Origin of the sequence: Faecalibacterium sp. OM04-11BH (assembly GCF_003482185.1) — a bacterium.
In the GTDB taxonomy this organism is placed as follows: Bacteria; Bacillota; Clostridia; order Oscillospirales; family Ruminococcaceae; genus Faecalibacterium; species Faecalibacterium tardum.
In genome coordinates, this window is record NZ_QULS01000003.1 from 175,417 (window position 1) to 197,844 (window position 22,428).

Annotated in this window: 16 protein-coding genes; 3 read left to right on the plus strand and 13 right to left on the minus strand. The window is 58.0% G+C overall.

From position 1 onward, the window contains the following. Positions 1 to 114: 114 nt before the first annotated feature. From clpB to DXB44_RS04450, 8 genes are all read right to left on the minus strand, one after another. Positions 115 to 2,727 (minus strand): ATP-dependent chaperone ClpB, encoded by a 2,613-nt coding sequence (gene clpB, locus DXB44_RS04415; protein WP_118657880.1) that lies wholly within the window; start codon positions 2,725 to 2,727, stop codon positions 115 to 117. Positions 2,728 to 3,096: 369 nt separating this feature from the next. Next, positions 3,097 to 4,110, minus strand: coding sequence for an aspartate--ammonia ligase (asnA, locus tag DXB44_RS04420; RefSeq protein ID WP_118657881.1), 1,014 nt, complete (start codon positions 4,108 to 4,110; stop codon positions 3,097 to 3,099). 185 nt (positions 4,111 to 4,295) lie between these two features. Next, positions 4,296 to 5,009 carry an ABC transporter ATP-binding protein gene (locus tag DXB44_RS04425; protein WP_055185514.1) on the minus strand — a complete coding sequence of 238 codons (714 nt, stop codon included), beginning with the start codon at positions 5,007 to 5,009 and terminating at the stop codon, positions 4,296 to 4,298. A 3-nt stretch (positions 5,010 to 5,012) separates the two neighbouring features. After that, entirely contained in the window at positions 5,013 to 5,852 is an 840-nt protein-coding gene (locus DXB44_RS04430; protein ID WP_118657882.1) for an ABC transporter ATP-binding protein, read from the minus strand. Next, complete coding sequence (locus DXB44_RS04435) at positions 5,845 to 6,873, minus strand: branched-chain amino acid ABC transporter permease (RefSeq protein ID WP_097778470.1); 1,029 nt, start codon at positions 6,871 to 6,873, stop codon at positions 5,845 to 5,847. Before DXB44_RS04435 ends, DXB44_RS04430 begins: the two co-directional genes overlap by 8 nt. Positions 6,874 to 6,885: 12 nt before the next feature. Then, on the minus strand, positions 6,886 to 7,764 hold the full coding sequence (locus DXB44_RS04440) for a branched-chain amino acid ABC transporter permease (protein WP_055185517.1): 879 nt from the start codon (positions 7,762 to 7,764) through the stop codon (positions 6,886 to 6,888). Positions 7,765 to 7,918: 154 nt separating this feature from the next. Continuing rightward, positions 7,919 to 9,142 (minus strand): ABC transporter substrate-binding protein, encoded by a 1,224-nt coding sequence (locus DXB44_RS04445; protein ID WP_118657883.1) that lies wholly within the window; start codon positions 9,140 to 9,142, stop codon positions 7,919 to 7,921. 273 nt (positions 9,143 to 9,415) lie between these two features. Then, positions 9,416 to 10,837: an MATE family efflux transporter gene (locus DXB44_RS04450; protein ID WP_118657884.1), complete on the minus strand. Its 1,422-nt coding sequence runs from the start codon at positions 10,835 to 10,837 to the stop codon at positions 9,416 to 9,418. Between the two features lie 363 nt (positions 10,838 to 11,200). On the opposite strand from DXB44_RS04450, the gene eno reads away from it, so the two are divergent. Then, the gene (eno, locus tag DXB44_RS04455; protein ID WP_118657885.1) at positions 11,201 to 12,487 is read left to right on the plus strand and encodes a phosphopyruvate hydratase; all 1,287 of its coding nucleotides are present in this window, start codon (positions 11,201 to 11,203) and stop codon (positions 12,485 to 12,487) included. A 649-nt stretch (positions 12,488 to 13,136) separates the two neighbouring features. On the opposite strand, the gene DXB44_RS04460 is transcribed toward eno, so the two are convergent. From DXB44_RS04460 to DXB44_RS04480, 5 genes are all read right to left on the minus strand, one after another. Further along, positions 13,137 to 15,716 carry a response regulator gene (locus DXB44_RS04460; RefSeq protein ID WP_243111022.1) on the minus strand — a complete coding sequence of 860 codons (2,580 nt, stop codon included), beginning with the start codon at positions 15,714 to 15,716 and terminating at the stop codon, positions 13,137 to 13,139. Then, positions 15,706 to 16,530 carry a transporter substrate-binding domain-containing protein gene (locus DXB44_RS04465; protein WP_243111023.1) on the minus strand — a complete coding sequence of 275 codons (825 nt, stop codon included), beginning with the start codon at positions 16,528 to 16,530 and terminating at the stop codon, positions 15,706 to 15,708. Before DXB44_RS04465 ends, DXB44_RS04460 begins: the two co-directional genes overlap by 11 nt. A 17-nt stretch (positions 16,531 to 16,547) precedes the next feature. Beyond that, positions 16,548 to 18,653 (minus strand): diguanylate cyclase, encoded by a 2,106-nt coding sequence (locus DXB44_RS04470; protein WP_118657937.1) that lies wholly within the window; start codon positions 18,651 to 18,653, stop codon positions 16,548 to 16,550. Between the two features lie 351 nt (positions 18,654 to 19,004). After that, positions 19,005 to 19,907, minus strand: a complete 903-nt coding sequence (locus tag DXB44_RS04475; RefSeq protein WP_118657886.1) for a DegV family protein — start codon at positions 19,905 to 19,907, stop codon at positions 19,005 to 19,007. Between the two features lie 47 nt (positions 19,908 to 19,954). After that, positions 19,955 to 21,247: an adenylosuccinate synthase gene (locus tag DXB44_RS04480; protein WP_055185523.1), complete on the minus strand. Its 1,293-nt coding sequence runs from the start codon at positions 21,245 to 21,247 to the stop codon at positions 19,955 to 19,957. 520 nt (positions 21,248 to 21,767) lie between these two features. On the opposite strand from DXB44_RS04480, the gene DXB44_RS04485 reads away from it, so the two are divergent. Continuing rightward, positions 21,768 to 22,157, plus strand: coding sequence for a TnpV protein (locus DXB44_RS04485; protein ID WP_118657887.1), 390 nt, complete (start codon positions 21,768 to 21,770; stop codon positions 22,155 to 22,157). Then, positions 22,154 to 22,417, plus strand: a complete 264-nt coding sequence (locus DXB44_RS04490; protein WP_118657888.1) for a DUF6809 family protein — start codon at positions 22,154 to 22,156, stop codon at positions 22,415 to 22,417. The genes DXB44_RS04485 and DXB44_RS04490 overlap by 4 nt, the downstream gene beginning before the upstream one ends. Positions 22,418 to 22,428: the final 11 nt, after the last annotated feature.

Sequence of the window (22,428 nt, forward strand, 5' to 3'; positions counted from 1 at the left end):
CCATCGTTGCCGTTTCCGCGATGAAAAGCACATCAATGTTACTTTTTATAATAGCATATTCTGCACACGGGTGCAAGCTTTTGGCCTGTTATCCGCGTACAAAAGCTGTAAAATTTAGCGTAAAACCAGTGCACTGCCGTCATAATCCACCGTCAGGGTATTGCCCTCGGCATAATTGCCCTTGATGATGGCCTTGGCGATCAGGGTCTCCACGCGGCTCTGGATGAAGCGCTTGATGGGACGTGCACCATAAACACTGTCGTAGGCAGAATCAATGATGAAGTCCTTGGCGGCGGTGGTCACCTCCAGCTTGAGTTGCTTGCCCTCCTCCATGCGGTTACGCAGATCCTGCAGCTGCAGATCCACGATCTTGCGCATCTCGTCCTTGGTCAGGCTCTTGTAGTAGACGATCTCGTCCAGACGGTTCAGGAATTCGGGACGGAACTTGCTCTTGAGCAGCAGGTCGATCTGGTGCTTTGCATCCTCGCTCAGCTCGTTAGAGCCCTGCGCACGGCGCTGCTCCAGATCGTTCAGGATGATATCGCTGCCAAGGTTGGAGGTCAGGATGATGACTGTGTTCTTGAAGTCCACGGTGCGACCCTGACTATCCGTGATGCGGCCATCGTCCAGCACCTGCAGCAGGATGTTGAACACATCGGGGTGGGCTTTTTCCACCTCATCGAACAGCACCACGCTGTAAGGTTTGCGGCGCACAGCCTCGGTCAGCTGGCCGCCCTCTTCATAACCGACATATCCCGGAGGCGCGCCGATCAGGCGGCTGACGCTGAACTTCTCCATATATTCGGTCATGTCGATACGCACCATGTTGCGCTCGTCGTCAAACAGAGCCTGTGCCAGTGCCTTAGCCAGCTCGGTCTTGCCCACGCCGGTGGGGCCGAGGAACAGGAAGCTGCCGATGGGGCGGTTGGGATTGGCGATACCAGCGCGGCTGCGCAGAATAGCTTCGCTTACCTTGGTCACAGCCTCGTCCTGACCGATGACCCGCTGGTGCAGCACATCGTCCAGATGCAGCAGCTTCTCGCGCTCACCCTCCACCAGCTTCTCCACCGGGATGCCGGTCCAGCGTGCCACGATGCGGGCGATCTCCTCATCGGTCACGCGGTCACGCAGCAGGCTGTCCTCCTTCTTGGCGGCAGCCACCTTTTCTTCCTCGGCCAGCTGTTTTTGCAGCTGGGGCAGCTTGCCATACTTCAGCTCGGCGGCCTTGTTCAGGTCGTACTCACGCTGGGCTTTCTCGATGGCGGCATTGGTCTGCTCGATCTGCTCGCGCAGGGTCTGCACCTTGCCAATGGCGTTCTTCTCGTTCTCCCACTTTGCCTTCATGCTGCGGAACTTATCCTGCAACTCGGCAAGCTCCTTTTCCAGATCCTTCAAGCGGCTCTGGCTCAGGGCGTCAGTCTCCTTTTTCAGGCTCACCTGCTCGATCTGCAGCTGGGTGATGCGGTGTGCCAGATCGTCCATCTCGCTGGGCATACTGTCCATCTCGGTCTTGATCATGGCGCAGGCTTCATCCACAAGGTCGATGGCCTTATCCGGCAGGAAGCGGTCGGTGATATAGCGGTCGGAAAGGGTAGCAGCAGCGATCAGGGCGTTGTCGTTGATCTTTACGCCGTGGAACACCTCATACCGCTCCTTCAAGCCGCGCAGAATGGAGATGGTATCCTCCACGGTAGGCTCATCCACCTGCACCGGCTGGAACCGGCGCTCCAGCGCGGGGTCTTTTTCGATATACTGGCGGTACTCGTCCAGCGTGGTCGCACCGATGCAGTGCAGCTCGCCCCGGGCCAGCATGGGCTTGAGCAGGTTGCCTGCGTCCATGGCGCCATCGGTCTTGCCGGCACCCACGATGGTGTGCAGCTCATCAATGAAGAGGATGATCTTGCCCTCGCTCTTCTTCACCTCGTTCAGCACGCTCTTCAGACGTTCCTCGAACTCGCCGCGGTACTTTGCACCGGCCACCAGAGCGCCCATGTCCAGGCTGAACACGGTGCGGTTCTTCAGGTTTTCGGGCACATCGCCGCGCACGATGCGCTGCGCCAGACCCTCGGCGATGGCAGTTTTACCAACGCCGGGCTCACCGATCAGGCAGGGGTTGTTTTTGGTCTTACGGGACAGGATACGGATCACATTGCGGATCTCCTGATCGCGGCCGATGACGGGGTCCAGCTTCTGCTTGCGGGCAAGCTCTACCAGATCCTGACCGTACTTCTGCAGCGCGTTGTAGGTGTCCTCCGGGTTATCGGTGGTCACCCGCTGGTTGCCGCGCACGGCGGTAAGCTGCTGCAAAAAGGCGTCCTTTTTCAGGTTGAAGGCGCGGAACAACTCGCTGGTGGTCTGGTCCTGCTCGTCCAGCAGGCCAAGGAACAGGTGCTCCACGCTGATGAAGTCATCCTTCATGGCCTTGGCTTCGCGGGCGGCGGCGCTGAGCACCTTATCAGTTGCCTGCGAGATATAGACCTTATCGGGGTCACGGCCGGAACCGGATACCCGGGGCAGCGCGGACAGCTTTTCCGCCACAGCGGCAGCAAAGCTGCCGGGGTCAACGTTCAGCTTTTGCAGCAGCTGAGGGATCAGGCCGTTCTCCTGCGCAGCCAGTGCGTGCAGCAGGTGGGCGGGCTCCAGCGCATTGTGCTGGTACTCCACAGCCAGCTGCTGGGCTGCCTGCAAAGCCTCAAGGGTCTTTTGGGTATATTGATTGGTATTCATAAAGTCAAGCCTCCATTCATACCGGAAGGTTTATTTTAGCGGACGGATATGTTCTGTGCTAACAGCTTCGCGTCCGGTGGCAGCAGAGCCGTGAGTTGATTATATCGATGTTCTTTTTCATGGTTTTGCACACCTCCTGCGGAGCAGTCCGTTTTGTTTTTAGCACTCTATCTGTTCGACTGCTAAAAATATACTCCTGTCCACCCACTTTGTCAATAGGGTTCACAAAAAGTTTGCAGAATAGACGCAAAACCATGCTTTTTATTTTAGGGTGTATCTGAACCTCCCATGAAAACAAAATACAGCCAAGCCCGCAGGCTTGGCTGAATTTCAAATCAAAAGTATTTTTCCGCTGAAAAAACGTTCCGCTTACAGCAGCGGGATGCCAGCCTTAGCGCAGGCTTCGCGGGTGGCCTTGTCCCAGACGCTGGCCTGCACCTCGCCAATGTGGACGCTGCCCAGCAGCAGCATGCACAGGCGGCTCTGGCCGATGCCGCCGCCGATGGTATAGGGCAGCTCGCCAGCCAGCACTGCCTTGTGGAAAGGCAGAGTGCGACGGTCGTCGCAGCCCGCCATGGTCAGTTGCCTGTCCATGCTCTCCGGGCTGACGCGGATGCCCATGCTGCTCAGCTCGTAGCTGCACTGCAGCGGATCGTTCCAGAACAGCAGATCACCGTTCAGATCCCAGTCGTCATAGTCCGGAGCGCGGCCATCATGGGGCTTGCCGCTGCGCAGGGGTGCACCGATCTTCATCAGGAAGGTGGTGCCATTCTCCTTGACAAAGGCATTCTCCCGCTCCTTCGGGGTCAGATCGGGGTACTTATCCTCCAGCTCCTGTGAGGTGACAAAGGTCACGTTGGGGGTGTGCAGGGGCAGATCCTGCAGCTGGGGGAACATGGCGTGCAGGTTCATCTCGGTGGCGCACACCGCAGACACGATGCAGCGCACCACGTTTTTCAGGTAGGTCTCGTTGCGGTCCTCCACCGTGATGATCTTTTCCCAGTCCCACTGGTCCACATAGACCGAGTGGAGGTTATCCAGCTCCTCGTCCCGGCGGATAGCGTTCATGTCGCAGTACAGACCCTTGCCCACGCGGAAGTCGTAGTCCTTCAGCGCCTGACGCTTCCACTTTGCCAGCGACTGCACCACCTGTGCCTCGGTGCCGCTGTCCTTGATGTCAAAGGTCACCTTGCGCTCCACGCCGTTCAGGTCGTCGTTCAGGCCGGTGGAAGCCTCCAGAAACAGCGGTGCGGACACGCGGTACAGGTTGAGCGTGGCGCACAGGGTATCGGCAAACAGCCGCTTCACCGTGCCGATGGCGCGCTGGGTGTCGTACAGGTTCAGCGCGGGTTTGTAGTTTGCCGGAATGATGATCTTGCTCATAACGTTTACCCCTCATTCTGTGTGGTTTGCGCCCCGCTTTCCCTAGCCGGGGCGTGGCTTTTGCAAAGCCGGAATACTGCACCCATTATGGCACAATTTTTTACGAAAGTAAAGTGATAGCAGAAAAAAGCAGTTCCGAAACGCCCTTGGGCGTTTCGGAACTGCAAATCAAACTATTTTTCCGTTTACCCGCCCAGATAGGCGCTGCGGACGCGCTCGTTGGTCAGCAGTTCGGCACCGGTGCCGTCCATGACTATGCGGCCGGTCTCCAGCACATAGGCGCGGTCGGCCACCGAAAGCGCCATCTGCGCGTTCTGCTCCACCAGCAGGATGGTCATGCCTTCCTTGTGGATGTCGCGGATGATGTCAAAGATCTCCTGCACCAGCAGCGGCGAAAGACCCATAGAAGGCTCGTCCAGCATCAGCATGGAGGCGTTGCTCATGAGCGCACGCCCCATGGCCAGCATCTGCTGCTCGCCGCCGGACATGGTGCCCGCCAGCTGTTTGCGGCGCTCCTTCAGGCGGGGGAACAGGGTGAACACCTTTTCCTTGTTGGCGGCGATGGTGGAAGCGGGCTGGGTGTAGGCGCCCATATCAAGGTTCTCGTCCACCGTCATGTGCAAAAACACATGGCGTCCCTCCGGTACCTGTGCAAGGCCGCTTTCCACGATCTTGTGGGCACGCACGCCCTTGATGCTCTTGCCCTTGTACAGCACATCGCCGGTGCGGGGCTTCAAAAGGCCGGAAATGGTTTTCAGGGTGGTGGATTTGCCCGCGCCGTTGGCACCGATCAGGGTGACGATCTCGCCTGCGTTGACGGTGAAAGAGATATCCTTTACGGCGTGGATGTTGCCGTAGTAGACGTTGATGCCGTCCACCTTCAGTAATGTATCAGCCATGGCTCAGCCCTCCTTTTTGCCCAGATAGGCCTCGATGACCTGCGGGTTATCGCGGATCTCGTCCGGGGTGCCCTTGGCGATGATGCGGCCAAAGTTCAGCACCGCAATGCCCTCGCAGATGCCCATGACAAGGCTCATGTCGTGCTCGATGAGCAGCACGGCAATGTTGAACTCGTCGCGGATGCGGCGGATGGTCTCGGTCAGCTCCGCAGTCTCGGAGGGGTTCATACCGGCGGCGGGCTCGTCCAGCAGCAGAAGCTTCGGGCCGGTAGCCAGTGCGCGCATGATCTCTAGCCGCCGCTGTGCGCCGTAGGGCAGGCTGCCAGCCTGCGCGTTGGCAAGGTCTGCCATGTGGAAAATGTCCAGCAGTTCCAGCGCACGCTCGGTGCACTTTTTTTCCTCTTTCCAGTAGTTCGGCATCCGCAGCAGGGAGGAGGCCAGATTATACTTCATGGACTCGTGCAGACCCACCTTGATGTTGTCGATGACGCTCAGCTCCTTGAACAAGCGGATGTTCTGGAAGGTGCGCGCCACGCCCATGCGGTTGACCTGATAGGTCTTTTTGCCGGCAGTGGGCATCCCATCGATCAGGATGGAGCCGCGGGTGGGCTGGTAGACGTTGGTGAGCAGGTTGAACACGGTGGTCTTGCCTGCGCCGTTGGGGCCGATGAGGCCGGTGATCTCGTTGCGGCCGATCATCAGGTTGAAGCCGTCCACGGCGGTCAGGCCGCCGAAGTCGATGCCCAGCTCACGCACGTCCAGAATGGGCTTTTTGTCCTTGTCGCGGTCGGTCAGAAAACCGCCGGAGGGAACACTGTGCAGTCTGGTCTTGAACTCACTCATGGTCAGCGGCCTCCTTTTCGGTATGTTTGCGGAACAGTTCGCCGTTCATGGCCTTTTCCACGATGCGGCTCAGGGAGAAATCGTAGCTGCCCAGCAGTCCGCCCGGGCGGAAGATCATCATCAGCACCAGCACCAGCGAGTAGACCACCATGCGGTAGCTGTCAAAGCTGCGGGTGGCCTCGGGCAGGATGGTCAGCACGGTAGCGGACAGGATGGAGCCCAGCATAGAGCCCATGCCGCCCAGCACCACCATGACCAGAATTTCGATAGACTTCATAAAGCCGAAGGTGGAGGGATCCAGCACGCCCAGATAGCAGGCGTACAGGCCGCCCGCCAAGCCTGCAAAGGCGGCGGAGAAGGCAAAGGCCATCACCTTATAGTAGGTGGTCTGGATGCCGCAGCTTTCGGCGGCGATCTCGTTGTCGCGGATAGCCAGCACGGCACGGCCGTGGCGGCTCTTCATCATGGCGTGGATGAGGAAGCAGGTGATGACCACGCACAGGAACACGTTCCAGTAGTTGGAGTACTTGGGGATGTTCTTCAGGCCCTTTGCGCCGTAGAACAGCTTGAAGCCCAGCACATCATCAATGTTGTTCAAGGTGATGCGGATGATCTCGCCAAAACCCAGCGTCAGGATGGCCAGATAGTCGCCGGTCAGGCGCAGGGCGGGGATGCCGATGAGCACCCCGAACAGCCCGGCCATGATCCATGCCAGCACCAGACCGATAACAAAGGCAACGCCCTTGGGCAGGTTGGAATACTTCGTAAACAGCGCGCAGGTGTAGGCACCCACGGCCATAAAACCGGCGTGACCCAGCGGCAGCTGCCCCAGATAACCGGTGGCAACGTTCAGCGAGACAGCCAGAATGATGTTGATGCCCACGGTCAGCAGCACCTTGTTCTGGTAGGTGGACAGCACATTCTGGGTGAGGAAGGAAAGCCCCACGAACAGCAGCGCCACCAGCACGGCGTTCATCAGGTAGCGCACGGGCATTTTGATGGTTTTACGGTTGGTTTTCATCGTTATGCCCCCTTACACCTTTTCCTGCACCTTGCGGCCAAGGAAGCCCGTGGGCTTGACCAGCAGCACGATGATCAAAATTGCAAACGTAACAGCGTCCTTCCAAGCGGAAAGGCCGATGGCGGAAACAAAGCACTCGCACAGACCGATGGCAATGCCGCCGATCATGGCACCCGGAATGGAACCGATGCCGCCCAGCACGGCAGCAACGAAGGCTTTCAGACCCAGCATGGAGCCCATGGTGGGGGTGGCCTGCGGGTAGGAGCAGCAGTACAGCACGCTGCCGATGCCCGCCAGCGCCGAGCCCACGGCAAAGGTAAAGGAGATGGTGCTGTTGACGTTGATGCCCATCAGGCGGGCAGCATCCATATCCTCCGAAACAGCGCGCATGGCCTTGCCAAGCTTAGTCTTTTGCACCAGAAAGGTGAGCACCAGCATGGACAGCACGGTGACCACCAGCGTGATGATCGAAGTAAGACCCAGCGGCACCTTGCCCAGATGGAAGGTCTGGTTGGTGTAGTAGGCGGGGATCACCTTTGCACCCGAGCCGAGGATCAGTTCTGCCGTGTACTCCAGAAAGAAGGAGACACCAATGGCGGTGATCAGCAGCGAGATACGGGGTGCGCTGCGCAGGGGGGTGTAGGCGATCTTTTCGATCACCACGCCCAGCAGCGTACAGGTGATGATGGTGGCGCACACAGCGGTGACCGGGCCAAGACCCAGCTGGTTCATGACGAACCACGACATGTATGCGCCCACCATGATGACATCGCCGTGGGCAAAGTTCAGCAGCAGGATAATGCCGTACACCATGCTGTAGCCCAGTGCGATCAGTGCATAGATGCTGCCAAGGGACAAGCCGTTGATCAGCTGGCTAAAGAACACTGTCATGGTTGGATACTTCCTTTCTTTGCGGCGTTTACACTTTTTGATATAAAAAACGGAGAACGCCTGACCAGAAAAAAGCTGTTCCGGCGTTCTCCAGAAAATCATGGGGTTTGCTCTGTGCGGGCGGCTCCATCACCGGTGGATGGAACGGCGCAGATCAGAACATTTCCTTCAGCACGGGGGTTGCGCCGTCGAAGCACAGGATAGCGGTCTGCTTGACGGGGTTGTGGTGCTCGTCGAAGGTAAAGGTGCCGGTGATGCCCTCGATGGTGCCGCCGGCAATGGCGTCGATAACGGCCTGCTTGTACTCGTCAGAGCCAGCCTCGAGACCCTGCTCCTCAGCTGCCTTGATGCCGTACACAACGGTCATGGCTGCATCGTAGCCCAGAGGTGCAAAGCCGTTGGGGTACTCCTCGCCGTACTCAGCCTTGTAGGCGTTCTCAAAGTCGGGGTTGGAGCCCTTTGCGTAGTTTGCGCAGAAGTAAGCATCCTTCAGCTGGTCGGCGGTAGCGTAGCCCTCCAGACCATCCCAGCCGTCGCCGCCTAGGAAGGGAACGTTCAGGCCAACGCTCTCGGCCTGCGCAAGGATCTGACCCACGTCCTGATAGTAGTTGGGGCAGAACACCACCTCGGGACCCTTGCCCAGAATGGTGGTCAGCTGGGTCTTGAAGTCCACATCGCCCTCGGAGTAGCTCTCCTGATCGACGACGGTGCCGCCCAGGCTCTCGAACTCGGTCACGAAGTTCTCGGCCAGACCCTCGTTGTAGTCAGCGCCCTTCAGGAAGATAACGGCTGCCTTGGTGTAGCCCAGCTTCTTGTAAGCGTAGTCAGCCATCTTGATGCCCTGGAACGGGTCGGTGAAGGTTGCACGGAACACGTTGGCGTTCACAGTGTCGGTCTCGGCATCGTAGGTGACAGCCTCGGCAGTAGCGGAAGCGGTGACCATGGGCATATTGTAATCGGCGCTCTCAGCGGCGACAGCCAGCGTCGGGGTGGTGGTAACATCGCCCACCAGAGCGGTGATGCCCTGATCGCACATCTTGGTAAAGCAGGTAACAGCCTGCGTAGCATCGCCCTGCTCGTCCATGGTGATGATCTCCAGCTGCTTGCCGTTGACACCGCCATCGGCATTGACCTGCTTCAGGTACAGGCTTGCGCCGTTGATAACAGCCAAACCGTAAACGGAAACATCGCCGGTCATGGGGCCCAGAACACCCACCTTGATGGTGCTGCCGGAGGCAGCAGCGGAACCGGCGGTAGAACCGGCAGCAGAAGAAGCGGCCGTGCTTGCGGAAGAACCGCCGCAGGCAGTCAGGGCGCTTGCTGCGGCAACAACACCGGCAGCAGCCATGAACTGACGACGAGTGATCATCTTTTTCATAAAAATCTCCTCCTTCGGAGTGTTCTATAAAGTAAACTGATAAAAACGGAAGCAAGGCCCTTCCCCTCTAAAGTGGCCTTGCTCCTGTTCTTATCTGTTATTATAGCTATCTGGGTTCAAATCCGCAATTCACAAACCGTCCATACTTTTGGGCGCATTTTCTCGGCTTTGTTGATACTTTATACAAAAATTAGAACACGATTTTGTGCACTATTTCAAATTGTTCATTTTGTTTATCTGTGAAATGAAATGGATTCACGGGTTGCAAAATGGTTACAGGGTCTCCATCTCGGCGTCGGCGGCAAATTCGGCCTCGGCGCGGGTCTCTGCGGCTTGTCCCTCAGCCTCGGCAACGGCCAGCGGCTCTGCCAGTGCCTTGCGGATGGCGGTGACGTAGAACACCATGGAAAGTGCCGTGCCGATGCACCAGCCCACAGGCCATGCCATCCAGATGCCGGTGGAGCCCAGCGCGGTGGCGCTGAGCACGGCGGCAATGCCCACGCGCAAAATCAGGTCGGTGAAGGTGGCGATCATAAACCGCACCATCAGGCCGCAGCCGCGCAGGATGCCGTCTGCCACCAGCTTGACTGACACCACAAAGTAGAAGGGGGAAAGGATGCGCAAAAACAGCATACCGGTGTCAATGGCAGGGCCCTGCGGGTCGTTCATGAACAGCAGCAGCAGGAAGCGACCAAAGAAGAAGTACAGCACCACCAGCGGCACGCACAGCAGCCACACCAGATTGCGGCCTGCGCCAAAGCCCGCCTTGACGCGGTCCATCTTGCCTGCGCCCATGTTCTGGGAGGTGTAGTTGGAGATGCCGTTGCCTAGGGTGGTAAAGGAGGTGATGACCATGTTGTTCAGCTTGACGGCGGCAGAGTAGCCTGCAATGACGCTGGCACCAAAGGTGTTGATGATGCTCTGCAGGATAATGTTACCCACCGAGACAAAGCTCTGCTGCAGGATGCTGGGCACAGCCACCACGGCCACCTTGCCCAGCATATTCCACGAGAACAGCTGCACATGACCCTCGGTGCGGAAGGCGCGGATGCGGCGGAACACCACCACCATAGCCAGCACGCAGCTGACACCCTGACACAGGAAGGTAGCCCATGCCACACCGGCAATGCCCATCTTGAAACCGGCGACGAACAGGATGTCCACGCCGATGTTGGACAGGGAAGAGACTGCAAGGAAGTAGAAGGGGGTCTTGCTGTCGCCAAGGGCAGAGAAGATGCCGGTGGCAATGTTGTAGAAGAACATAAAGGGCAGACCCAGAACGTAGATGTCCAGATACAGCGCAGAGTCTGCAAGGATCTCCTCCGGGGTGTTGATGAGCTCCAGCAAGGCGTCGCAGCCCAGCAGACCAATGCCCATCAGCACGGCGCACAGCACGGCAGAGCCGATGAGGGAGGTGTAGACCGAGGTCTTCATCTCGCGGTATTCCTTTGCGCCGAAGTAGCGGGACACGATGACCGAGCAGCCAATGTTGCAGCCAAAGGCAAAGGCGATGAAGATCAGGGTGATCTCGTAGCTGTTGCCCACCGCAGCCAGCGCATTTTCACCGATGAACTTGCCCGCCACCAGACTATCCGCGATGTTGTACAGCTGCTGGAAAATGATGCTGCCGAACATGGGCAGACAGAATTGCCACAATACCTGTGACGGCTTGCCCACCGTCAGATCCTTATTCATTGCAAAAATCCTCCTCTATAACGACTATAACTGGGAAAACAGCGTAAACGCCGCAATCAGTATAGAGCCGAGCCGCCAAAAAGTAAAGAGAATTTTTGGTATATCTGCCATACGAAATTTACATGGCGGTCATAGTGCATCCCCGCTGCCGCAAGGGGGCAGACTGTAAACGGGTTTTCCACGGCGGTTTGCGTCCCTGTTAAAAATTTAGGTCTGCAAACATCCGCACCGGCTCTTGCGCCGGGGTGCAAAGCGTGGTAGGATATTGATGGTTAGTTATGTATAACTATCTAAACAGGGCAGTTCCCCATCTGCCCGCCCGGGCAGTATGGGAGAGAAAATGATATTCAGGAGGGTTTCAAGATGAATTATCTGGAAATTGAATCTGTTGTAGGCCGCGAGATCTTAGACTCCCGCGGAAATCCCACCGTGGAAGCCGAGATCACGCTGGCGGACGGCACCGTGGCGCGCGGCTGCGCCCCTTCCGGTGCATCCACCGGCGAGTTTGAGGCGCTGGAGCTGCGGGACGGCGACAAGAGCCGCTATCTGGGCAAGGGCGTGACCAAGGCGGTGGAGAACATCAACACGGTCATTGCGGACGCAGTGGTGGGCATGGATGCTTCCGACATTTACGCCGTGGACGCCGCCATGCTCAAGGCAGACGGCACCAAGGATAAGTCCAATCTGGGCGCAAACGCCATTCTGGCGGTGTCCATTGCAGCCTGCCGCGCAGCAGCCGCTTCGCTGGAAATGCCGCTGTACCGTTTTCTGGGCGGCGTAAATGGCAACCGTCTGCCCGTGCCCATGATGAACATCCTGAACGGCGGCGCACACGCCGCCAACACCGTGGACACGCAGGAGTTCATGATCATGCCGGTGGGCGCCCCCTCTTTTAAGGAAGCGCTGCGCTGGTGCGCCGAGGTGTTCCACGCGCTGGCTGCCATCCTGAAGTCCAAGGGGCTGGCCACCTCCGTGGGTGACGAGGGCGGCTTTGCACCCAACCTTTCCAGCGATGAAGAGACCATCGAGACCATTCTGGCAGCCATCGAAAAGGCGGGCTATCTGCCGGGCAAGGACTTTATGCTGGCAATGGATGCCGCCGCTTCCGAGTGGAAGAGCCCCAAGGGCAAGGGCTTTTATAAGCTGCCCAAGGCGGGCACCGAGTTTACCTCTGCCGAGCTGATCGCACACTGGAAGAGCCTTGTGGAAAAGTACCCCATCATCTCCATCGAGGACGGTCTGGACGAAGAGGACTGGGAGGGCTGGCAGCAGATGACCCGCGAGCTGGGCGGCAAGGTGCAGCTGGTGGGCGACGACCTGTTTGTGACCAACACCGAGCGTCTGGCAAAGGGCATCCGGCTGGGTGCGGGCAACGCTATCCTGATCAAACTGAACCAGATCGGCTCTGTCTCCGAGACCTTGGAAGCCATCAAGATGGCACACAAGGCCGGTTACAATGCCATCAGCTCCCACCGCTCCGGCGAGACCGAGGACACCACCATTGCGGATCTGGCTGTGGCGCTGAACACCTGCCAGATCAAGACCGGTGCACCCAGCCGCACCGAGCGTGTGGCAAAGTACAACCAGCTGCTGCGCATTGAGGAGCAGCTGGGCGAAAGCGCCGTCTACCCCGGCATGGAAGCTTTTTGAGCAATTTTTTCACGGGAAACGGCGGCAGCCGCTGAACCCTCTCAGTCATCGCTGCGCGATGCCAGCTCCCCCGAAAGGGGGAGCTTTATTTATGCTGATCGGCAGAGGGCAAAAAGCTCCCCCTTCGGGGGAGCTGGCGAACGAATGTGAGCCTGAGAGGGTTTTCTTTCCAGCATTTACCACCACAGGATTTGCAATCCTGCGGCGGGCTGGTTCGTATATAAGGCAGACCGGCACCCGGCAGCAGCCGGGACGGAATGAAACGAAAGGAGCAAACCTTCCATGTTTCAAGGCCTTGGGCCGCTGCTCAACCTTTTGGGCGGCGGCAGCTTGACTAAGCTGCTTCTGTTTTTACTGAAGGGGCTGTTCGGCTGAAACGGACGGTCTGAAAGGAGAATACCATGCTGATCGTATTGGAGCATCTGCTGGGTCGGATCAACCTGCCCGGTATGTGGTGGATCATCTCTGAGCGCTGGCTGTGAGGTGACACCCCGCAAAGCCGCTGCACTTTTTGTGCGGCGGCTTTTTTGCTGCGCGGGACGGTCTGGAATGCCCCGCCGGGCTGAACGCTCTCAAGCGCTGACCGGCAGAAACAAAAAAGCTCCCCCTCGGGGGAGCTGGCATCGCGCAGCGATGCGTGAGCGGGTTCTTATTTCAGCGCTTCTTTCAGCACCTTCAGCAGGTGCGGGATATCCAGCGGCTTTGCGATATGGCCGTTCATGCCCGCATTCAGGGCGTTCTGCCGGTCCTCCTCAAAGGCGTTGGCGGTCATGGCAAAAATGGGGATGCCTGCCTTGCGGGGGTCGGGCAGGGCGCGGATGCGCCGGGTAGCTTCGTAGCCGTCCATCCGAGGCATCTGGATGTCCATCAAGATCAGGTCGTACTGCCCGGGCGCGGACTGCTCCATCTTTTCCACCGCTTCAACGCCGTCCTCGGCGGTATCCACAAGGAAGCCTGCTTCCTTTAAGATCTCCACGGCGATCTCCCGGTTCAGGGTGTTATCCTCCACCAGCAGCAGGCGCTTACCGCTGAAGTCCACCTTGGGCTGCTGGGCAGGCGTCTGCGCCGGCTGCACCCGGAAGGGCTCTGCCAGCACCTTGCGCAGTTCCGAGAGGAACAGCGGCTTTTCGCAGAAGGCGGTCACACCGGCGGCGCGCGCCTCCTCCTCGATATCTGCCCAGTCGTAGGCGGTCAGGATGATGATGGGGCAGCTGTCCCCGATGACCTTGCGGATCTGCCGCACGATCTCAATGCCGTTCATATCCGGGATGAGCCAGTCGATGATATACACACTGAAGGCATCGCCCTGCTCCACGGCGTACTTGGTGCGGATGACTGCTTCCTTGCCGGAGATGGTCCACTCCGGGCGCATCCCGATCTTGGAAAGCATGGTGCTGACGCTCAGGCAGGTGTTGGTGTCGTCATCTGCCACCAGTGCCCGCAGCCCTTCCAGCTGAGGCAGCTGTTTGATCTCCGCCTTCTGCCCGCTGAGGGTAAAGCAGAGGTTCACGATGAACTCGCTGCCCTTGCCCGGCTCGCTTTCAAGGGCGATGGTGCCGCCCATCAGGTCTACGATATTCTTGGTGATGGAAAGCCCCAGACCCGTACCCTGAATGCCGCTGACGGTGGAGCTTTCCTCCCGGGTGAACTCCTCAAAGATGTGCTTCTGGAACTCCTTGTTGATGCCGATGCCGTTATCCTTGATGCGGAACTCATAGTTGCCGCAGCCCTTGGGCGCACCGGGCTTCTGGGCAATGCGGATGCTCACCATGCCGCCGGTGGGGGTGAACTTGATAGCATTGGAAAGGATGTTCAGCAGCACCTGATTCAGCCGCAGCGGGTCGGTGATGATGTCCTCGTCCACCACGTCCATGGTGTCGATGAACAGTGCTAAGCGCTTGGAGCTGATGTTGGGCTGGATGATGGAGCGCACATCGTGCACGAGATCCGGCAGGTGCACTGCCTTTTCCTCGATCTTCACCTTGCCGCTCTCAATGCGGCTCATATCCAGCACATCGTTGATGAGGGAGAGCAGGTGCTGGCTGGAAGTGGAGATCTTTTTCAGATAATCCAGCACCTGCTCCTTATTCTCAATATGGGTCGCCGCCAGCGAGGTAAAGCCGATAATGGCGTTCATCGGGGTGCGGATGTCGTGGCTCATGTTGAACAAAAACTCCCGCTTGGCGCGGTTTGCCGCTGCCTCGTGCCGGACGGCAAGTTCCAGCTTGCGGTTCTGTTCCTCCAGCTGGGCGTGATACTTCTGCTCCTGCTCTTTCCGCTGCTGCTCCGCAGCCGCCGCCGAGCGGCGGCGCAGCGTTTGCAGCACCGCCACACAGATCAGATAGAAGATCAGCGCAGCCAGCAGTGCGCTGCTGGAATTGCGGAACACCGATTTTTCGTCGATATAGAGATACAGGTCAAAATTCTGTCCGTTGCTGTACATGCCGAAATAGCAGCCGGAATTTGCCCAGTCGCGGGTGTGGGTCAGAATGTCGGGCGCACCGGCCTTGCGGATGCCCTGCACCAGCGGGCTGTTCGTGGTATCCAGCCCGACAAGGCTCGGGTCGTTTGCGGCGATCACCTTGTTGTCCTGCACGATAAAGATGGTGCCGCTGATGTTCTTCGGGTAGCCGTCCAGCACGCTTTGGATGGACAGGGCTGTGCCCTCCACAAACTCCGGCGGGGTCACCCGGTACGCCAGCAGCACAGCGTCCCCTGCTGCGGCGCGGCGGGTGGCAACATCCACCGCCGTGCCATCCTGTAACAGAATGCGCTTGAGGTAGGTCTTTTGCGGGTTTTGCAGCACGTTCAGTGCGGCTTGCTCCCGCAGAGATTCCGCAAACTGCGCATAGTCGATATTACCATTTGTATACTCACACAGTAATTCTCCATTTTCGTCCAGCACGGCAATGCCGGTAAGCCAGAGGGACTCCGTTTCTGCCCGGAGGCTTTCGGGGTCGTAGAGGTCCAAAGCGTCATTTTCCGCCAGCTGCCGCACCGACACTGCCATCCGGCGCAGCGACTTTGCGGTGATGGTGTCATTGTATTTTTCGTAGCTGGTGGACTGCACCTTTACAAAGTTGATGGTGCGGTCAAAGTATTCCTCGGTAGCGCGGATGGACTCCCGCCCGGAGAAGAGGGTGACTGCCAGCAAAAGCAGCACGCCCATCAGCAGATAGAGCGCCGCCACCCGCATACCGGGCGTGAACGTTTTCTTGTTACGGTTCAAGGGCGTCCACCTCCAGATACTTTTCCGGGTCTGGCAGATACTTGCCTACGATCTGCTTCAGCGTGCCGTCGGCGCGCATGGCGGCAAGGGTCTCGGCCAGCTTTTCGTCCAGCCCGCGGGTGTCGTTCAGCGCAAAAGCCACGCCGATGCCGGTGACCAGCAGCGGCTCTTTCAGAATGCGGAAGTTGGCATTGCAGTCCTGCATATACTGCAAAATGGCGGTCTCGTGGGCGGCAATGGCGTCCACATAGCCACAGTTCAGCATGGCGTACTGCACGCTGCGGTCCTCGACGCTCAGCAGTTCACCAAACTGCGGGATGCGGGGGTCGGTGCCGCCGAGGAAAATTTCCTCCGGCTTGGTGGTGCTTTGCACCATCATGGTCTTGCCCGCAAGGTCGGCAAGCGTTTCAATGCTGCTGTCCGCATTGACCGCCACCACCTGACGGCTGACCATATAAGGGCCTACCCAGCGGTATAGCTGCTCCCGCCCGTCCATGGAAAAGCAGCCCCAGATGCAGTCGATGGCACCGCTTTCCACCAGCTTTGTTTTCTGCTCCCAGTCAATGATCTCCAGCCGCACCGCATACCCCATGCGGGCAAAGGCCTCGGTGGCAATGTCCACATCAATGCCGGTGGGGGTGCTGTCATTGTTCATGTAGATAAACGGCGGGTAGTTATCGCTGCCCACCGTGAGCTCAGGCAGCGCTGCCGCCGTCTGCATTTTGCCGCAGGCGGTCAGCCCGACCGCAGCCGCCGCGCACACCTTTAAAAAGGTGCGGCGGGGTATTTTATGGTTGGATCGCTGTTTTGTCACGCGTAGATGTCCTCACATTACCATTGTAAAATTTCCTGTTTCAGTTCCCCCTGCACGTCCAGCAGGCACTGGATCAGCAGCGGGTTGAAGGCTCCACACTCGCCGTCTGTGATCATCTGGACAGCAGTCTCGTGCGGGAAGGCCTTTTTGTAGCACCGCTCACTGGTCAGCGCGTCATACACATCTGCCATGGAGACCAGCTGCGCGCTGATGGGGATATCGTCCCCTTTCAGCCCGTCCGGGTAGCCTTTGCCGTCCCAGCGCTCGTGGTGCCAGCGGGCAATCTCGTAGGCGGTCTGCAACAGCGGCTGCTCGGCAAAGTTTTCGGTCTTGTGCAGCATCTCTGCGCCCAGCATACTGTGGGTCTTGATCACCGCAAATTCTTCTGCGGTCAGCTTGCCGGGCTTGTTCAGAATGGCTTCGTCAATGCCGATCTTGCCGATATCGTGCAGCGCCGACGCCAGCGGGATGTTATCCTGCTGCTCGGGGGTCAGGTCGTAGCGGCTGGTCAGCTCCATCAGCCGGTGCAGCAGCGTCTCGGTGATGATGCGGATGTGCCGTACATGAGAGCCGGACTCGCCGTTGCGGAACTCCACGATCTGGCTCAGCACGCCCACCAGCACATCGGTGTTCTTTTCCCTTGCGCGGATCTGGTCGGACACCATCTGCACCAGCCGCCGCTGCTTGGCGTACAGCTTGATGGTGTTGGACACCCGGCGATAGACGATCTTTGCGTCAAAGGGGCGGTTGACATAGTCGCTGGCACCCAGCTCGTAGGCCTTGCGGATAGCTTCCTCCGAGTCGTCGCTGGAGATCATGATCACCGGCACGTCCTCGATGGTGTGGTTGGTGTTCATGGTGCGCAGCACCTCAAAGCCGTCCATGACCGGCATATTGATATCCAGCAGCACCAGCGAGATCTGCCCAGCCTTTGCCCGCAGCAGCTCCAGACACTGCTTGCCGTTCTCGGCTTCCAGAATGCGGTAGTCCTCGCCCAGAATGCCGGCAAGCATCATGCGGTTCATCATGGAATCGTCCACCAGCAGGATGACGGGCTTTTCCTCCAGGACTTGCTCCTGAGCCGCCAACCGACTGTCCTGTGTGTCCACCGCTACCGCGTCCTTGTGGTTCTTGGCCTGATACATCAAAAGGTCTGCCCGGCGCACCACGTTCTCCATGGGGTCGGCAAGGGTCTGCATCGCGCCGCCGATGCTCAGCGAAAGCCGGAAGTGAGGGTAGCCCGGCACCACCGTTTGCTGCACGGCGGTGCGGATCTGCTCCAGCTTTGTCCTGAGGTAATCCGCCGGGATGCCGGGCAGCACCAGCAAAAACTCATCGCCGCCGTAGCGGATCAGCAGATCTGTTTCCCGGATGCAGCTGCGGATGGCCTTTGCAGCGGTTTCCAGCGCCAGATCTCCGGCGTGGTGGCCGTAGGTATCGTTGCAGATCTTGAAATCGTCGATATCCATCAGAGCAATGCACGACGGGCCGATGTTATTGCGCACCACTTCCTCGTAATAGCGGCGGTTGTAGGTGCCGGTCAGGGCGTCACGGTTCAGTCGCTGCCGGTAGTGCTTTTCTTTTTCCATATTCCGGGCGGCGGTCTGGGCAAACTGCGCTTTTTGCCTCTCCATCTGCTGCATCATCCGCAGCAGGTTATGGTTGGCGCTTTCCAGCGCTTCCCGCTGGGTACGGTTCTGCTGTTCCAGCTTTTCCCGCAGTTCCATATAGGGGGTAATATCCGTGACGGTGGCCACGATGTAGCCATCACCGTGCCATACGATTCTATTGGCGGCGCTGGAGACCCAGCGGTAGCCGTTTTTGCCCAACAGCCGGAAGATGCTGTCGCCCTCCTGTGCGTAGGCCCCACTGTTTTCCGCGTTCCGGTAGCGCAGCCCGGCCGCCAGATCATCCGGGTGCAGTAGCGCTGTATAGCGGTTATTGAACTTTGCCGCAAATTCTTCCCGCTCCCAGCCCAGTATCTCCAGAAAGCGGTCGCTGATATAGGTAAACGGATAGCCGTTTTCAGGATCCTCTGCGCAGCAGTGAAAGCCGCCCGGTATATTCTGTGCATAGCGTTCCAGCCGCAGAAGCTCTTCTTTTGTTGTCTCGTCTGTTTCCATTTTACCTTCCCTGCCTTTTTCTCCGCGCACCGCACCCCGGCAGCACATAGTACACTCTATTGCCGCAATGTCAAACTTTACCTTCCTGTGCATCCCGCTTTTGGGCGTACTATAACAGTATGATTTTATCATCAAAATTGCCTAGATGCAAGCATTTTTTACCAATTTTGCCAACAGAACGGCAAGTAAGGCGCATTAGAAAAAGTTATAAGGGCAGCGGGCTCCCCCTGCCTGAAAAAGCAGTTCTTACTGTATCCGATTCGTTACAGTTTCAGCCTGCAACAAAAAAGAGATAGACCTTCCCTTCCGAGAAAGTCTATCTCATTTTTATCCGTTTTCTTCTGTTTTCTATCAGCCCTGCTTTTTCCAGCGGCGCATAACGCCCATGCCCAAGGCATAGGGGCCGGTGTGCACCGCGATGGTGCAGCCGATCTGCAAAAGCCCTACCTCACACTGTGCGCCGGGGTACTTGGCGCGCAGGGCGGCACGGGTCTGCATCCACAAACGCTTGCCCTCGTCGGCATCGTAGCCGTAGCCCACCGTAATGCGGTAGTCGTCCGGGGTGCCGCCGTGGGCATCCAGATAGTTCATCAGCTGTTCCAGCGCCTTTTCAAAGCTCTTCTGTCGACCGCGGGCTACGCCGCCGGAGAAGATCTCGCCGTCCTTGAACAGGATCATGGGCTTGAGTCCCAGCATATTGGCGGCGCGGCCGGTCACCTTGCCGATGCGCCCGCCCTTGATGAGGTAATCCAGATCACCCACGGTGAAGAAGATCTGGTTGGTGGATTTTTCGGCTTCCAGCCAGGTCACAGTCTCGTCCAAGGTGCAGCCTGCGTCCCGCATGGCTACGGCATTTTCCACCATGGTGGATTCGGTCACCGTGGCAGCGGCAGAGTCGATGACCTCGATGCGGGCATCGGGGTAGTCCTCCAGCACCAGATCCCGGGCGTTGCGGGCGCTGCCCACGCAGCCGCTCATCTTTCCGGTGAACACCAGACACAATACCGCCCGACCCGCCTCGGCGTGTGCGCGGAAGACCTTTTCAAAGTCCTCGATGGAGGCCAGACTGGTCTTGGGATAGGCCGCCGGGTTATCTACCATGAACTGATAGAAGTCCCGCACAGGGATCTCCAGCCCTTCCTTGCGGTAATGCTCGCCGTCCAGCGATACATAAAAGGGCACGACCTCGATGCCAAGCTGCTTGGCGGTGTCCAGCGTCAGGTCGCAGGCGCTGTCGGTAATGATATCAAACATCTGTGACGCTTCCTTTTCTGAAACTCGGGGCTGCTTTTGGCGGCAGCTCAGCCGCGGTGGATGTAAGCCTCGCGCTCTGCGCCCACCGAGATATAGGTGATCTTGCAGCCCACAGCCTTTTCCAGATACTCCACATAATCGCGGGCCTGCTGGGGCAGGTCCTCCCACTTGCGGGCTGCGGTGATGTCGCAGTGCCAGCCGGGCAGATACTCCACCACGGGCTGTGCGGTATCCAGTGCCTCACCCATGGGGAAGCGAGTGGTGGTGGTGCCGTCGGTCAGCTTGTAGGCGGTGACCATGGGGATCTTTTCCATGTAGTCCAGCACGTCCAGCAGGGTCAGAGCGACCTCGTCGCAGCCCTGGCAGAACACGCCGTAGCGGCTTGCCACCAGATCGATGGGGCCCACGCGGCGGGGACGTCCGGTAGCTGCGCCGTACTCGTGGCCGGCCTCACGCAGGGCGTGCTTCTCTTCCTCGGTCATGGCCAGCTCGGCGGCGAAGGGGCCGTCGCCCACGCAGGAGGAGTAAGCCTTCATGACGCCGATGGAGTTGTGCAGCTTGTGGCCGGGGATGCCGGCACCGATGGGTGCATAAGCACCGATGACGTTGGAGGAGGTGGTGTAGGGGTAGATGCCAAAGTCGATATCGCGCAGGGCGCCCAGCTGTGCCTCAAACAGCACCTTCTTGCCGGCTGCATCGGCATCGGCCAGATACTGACCCACATCGCAGATGTAGTCCTTGAAGATGGCGGCATACTTTTCGAGCCAGTTCCACATCTCGTCTACGCTGATGGGGGAAGCGTTGTAGCTGCCCTCCATGACCAGATTCTTGGAATCCACCATGGTGACCAGACGCTTCTTCACAGCATCGTCCAGATGCAGCAGGTCGCCCATGCGCAGGGTCTTTTTCATGTACTTGTCGCCGTAAGCGTAAGCGATGCCGCGCTTGGTGGAGCCGAACTGTGCGCCGGTCTTGGACAGGCGTGCCTCTTCCAGACCATCCTGCTCCACATGGTAGGGCATGGTGATGGTTGCGCGGTCGGAGATCTTCAGGTTTTCCGGGGTGATCTTAATGCCCTGCTCGCGCAGCTTATTGATCTCACCGTCCAGATGATGCGGGTCGATGACCATGCCGTTGCCCATGACGCACACGACGTTGGGGCGCAGGATGCCGGAGGGCAGCAGGTTCAGCACGAACTTGCCGCGCTCGTTTTTAACGGTATGGCCTGCGTTGTTGCCGCCCTGATACCGTGCAACGATGTCGTACTCCTGGCTGATCAGGTCGACCATGCGGCCCTTGCCCTCATCGCCCCAGTTGATACCCGTAATTGCAGTAAGCATAATAAATGACCTCTTTATCCTTTTTTCAAAAGACAGCCTTTTCCGTGCACCTTGCCCGGGATACGCTACCTTGGGTAAAACGCACCGGCTCGCTGCCCTTGCGGCACGCACCAATGCAATTATAGTATAGCACAGTCTGCCGCGCAAAAAAAGAGGGAACGCACCTTTTTGCGGCGGATTCCTCCTTAAAACAAAAATGGCTCTGCCGAAGCAGAGCCGTAAAAGTGCATACTGAAATATAATCAGCGCTTGGTGAACTTCAAGGACTTGGTGCTGGCCATGCCAAACATCTGGTCATTTCTTCGCTTTCAGCCTGATTTTTGGCTTAATACTGTGGTTTTTCTACACATCAGATTTTAATTTTTATCCTCGTGCATAACGCACGAAAAGCAGGTTTTGCTCCTTATGTGTGCCTTGCGTATTGCTGCCCAGGGCGACGCAGGACAACGGTAGGGAAAGAAACCTCGTTGCTGTTCTTGTCATCACCTCAAAATTAAATTCACACACGGAGGACAGCATAATGAAAAAATACATTTTCGATCAAAGCAACGGCCTTTGGTATGAACTCCAGGGCGACTACTATATCCCCTGCTTAGTGTTGGATGAAACAGGGACATCTCCTATTGGTATGTGGGGCAGAAAGCACCAGCAATACCTGAAAGAACATCGTCCCGTGCTCTATTTCGACCTTGTTCTCAGCGGGAAATTGCACAGCTGTCTGGCTGATATTGATACCCAGGCACGAAACAAACTCCATCTGCTCATAACACAGCTGGCAGAGAAGGAGGGTATCAATGAGCAGCTGAAAGCGCAGGACCAGATGGCATGGGTCGGTGCCATGAACAACATCCGAAATCGGGCGGAAGAAATCATCCTCCAAGAGCTGATCTATGGGGAGGATGCCGTATGAGACTTCTTGAAGAATTTTGGTATGGTAACATTGAACCGACGGAATACGACACAAACTCCTGCAAGGAATACAAGGAAGTACTTCGCCTGATTACCCGAAATGAAGAAAAGCTTCTGGCTACCATAACAGATGCGCAGAAGGAGCTGTTCTCTCGGTACGCGGACGCTGTTCGTGAACATCAGACCATGGCAGAGTGCCTGCTGTTCCAGAATAGCTTTAAGCTGGGCGCCAGAATTATGCTTGAAGTTATGGAAGAATAAATCAGCAACTG

What these genes read in the sequence shown, in the direction of transcription:
- clpB (WP_118657880.1), bottom strand. Translation starts at nt 2,727, where the DNA reads ATGAATACCAATCAATATACCCAAAAGACCCTTGAGGCTTTGCAGGCA.
- asnA (WP_118657881.1), bottom strand. Translation starts at nt 4,110, where the DNA reads ATGAGCAAGATCATCATTCCGGCAAACTACAAACCCGCGCTGAACCTG.
- DXB44_RS04425 (WP_055185514.1), bottom strand. Translation starts at nt 5,009, where the DNA reads ATGGCTGATACATTACTGAAGGTGGACGGCATCAACGTCTACTACGGC.
- DXB44_RS04430 (WP_118657882.1), bottom strand. Translation starts at nt 5,852, where the DNA reads ATGAGTGAGTTCAAGACCAGACTGCACAGTGTTCCCTCCGGCGGTTTT.
- DXB44_RS04435 (WP_097778470.1), bottom strand. Translation starts at nt 6,873, where the DNA reads ATGAAAACCAACCGTAAAACCATCAAAATGCCCGTGCGCTACCTGATG.
- DXB44_RS04440 (WP_055185517.1), bottom strand. Translation starts at nt 7,764, where the DNA reads ATGACAGTGTTCTTTAGCCAGCTGATCAACGGCTTGTCCCTTGGCAGC.
- DXB44_RS04445 (WP_118657883.1), bottom strand. Translation starts at nt 9,142, where the DNA reads ATGAAAAAGATGATCACTCGTCGTCAGTTCATGGCTGCTGCCGGTGTT.
- DXB44_RS04450 (WP_118657884.1), bottom strand. Translation starts at nt 10,837, where the DNA reads ATGAATAAGGATCTGACGGTGGGCAAGCCGTCACAGGTATTGTGGCAA.
- eno (WP_118657885.1), top strand. Translation starts at nt 11,201, where the DNA reads ATGAATTATCTGGAAATTGAATCTGTTGTAGGCCGCGAGATCTTAGAC.
- DXB44_RS04470 (WP_118657937.1), bottom strand. Translation starts at nt 18,653, where the DNA reads ATGGAAACAGACGAGACAACAAAAGAAGAGCTTCTGCGGCTGGAACGC.
- DXB44_RS04475 (WP_118657886.1), bottom strand. Translation starts at nt 19,907, where the DNA reads ATGTTTGATATCATTACCGACAGCGCCTGCGACCTGACGCTGGACACC.
- DXB44_RS04480 (WP_055185523.1), bottom strand. Translation starts at nt 21,247, where the DNA reads ATGCTTACTGCAATTACGGGTATCAACTGGGGCGATGAGGGCAAGGGC.
- DXB44_RS04485 (WP_118657887.1), top strand. Translation starts at nt 21,768, where the DNA reads ATGAAAAAATACATTTTCGATCAAAGCAACGGCCTTTGGTATGAACTC.
- DXB44_RS04490 (WP_118657888.1), top strand. Translation starts at nt 22,154, where the DNA reads ATGAGACTTCTTGAAGAATTTTGGTATGGTAACATTGAACCGACGGAA.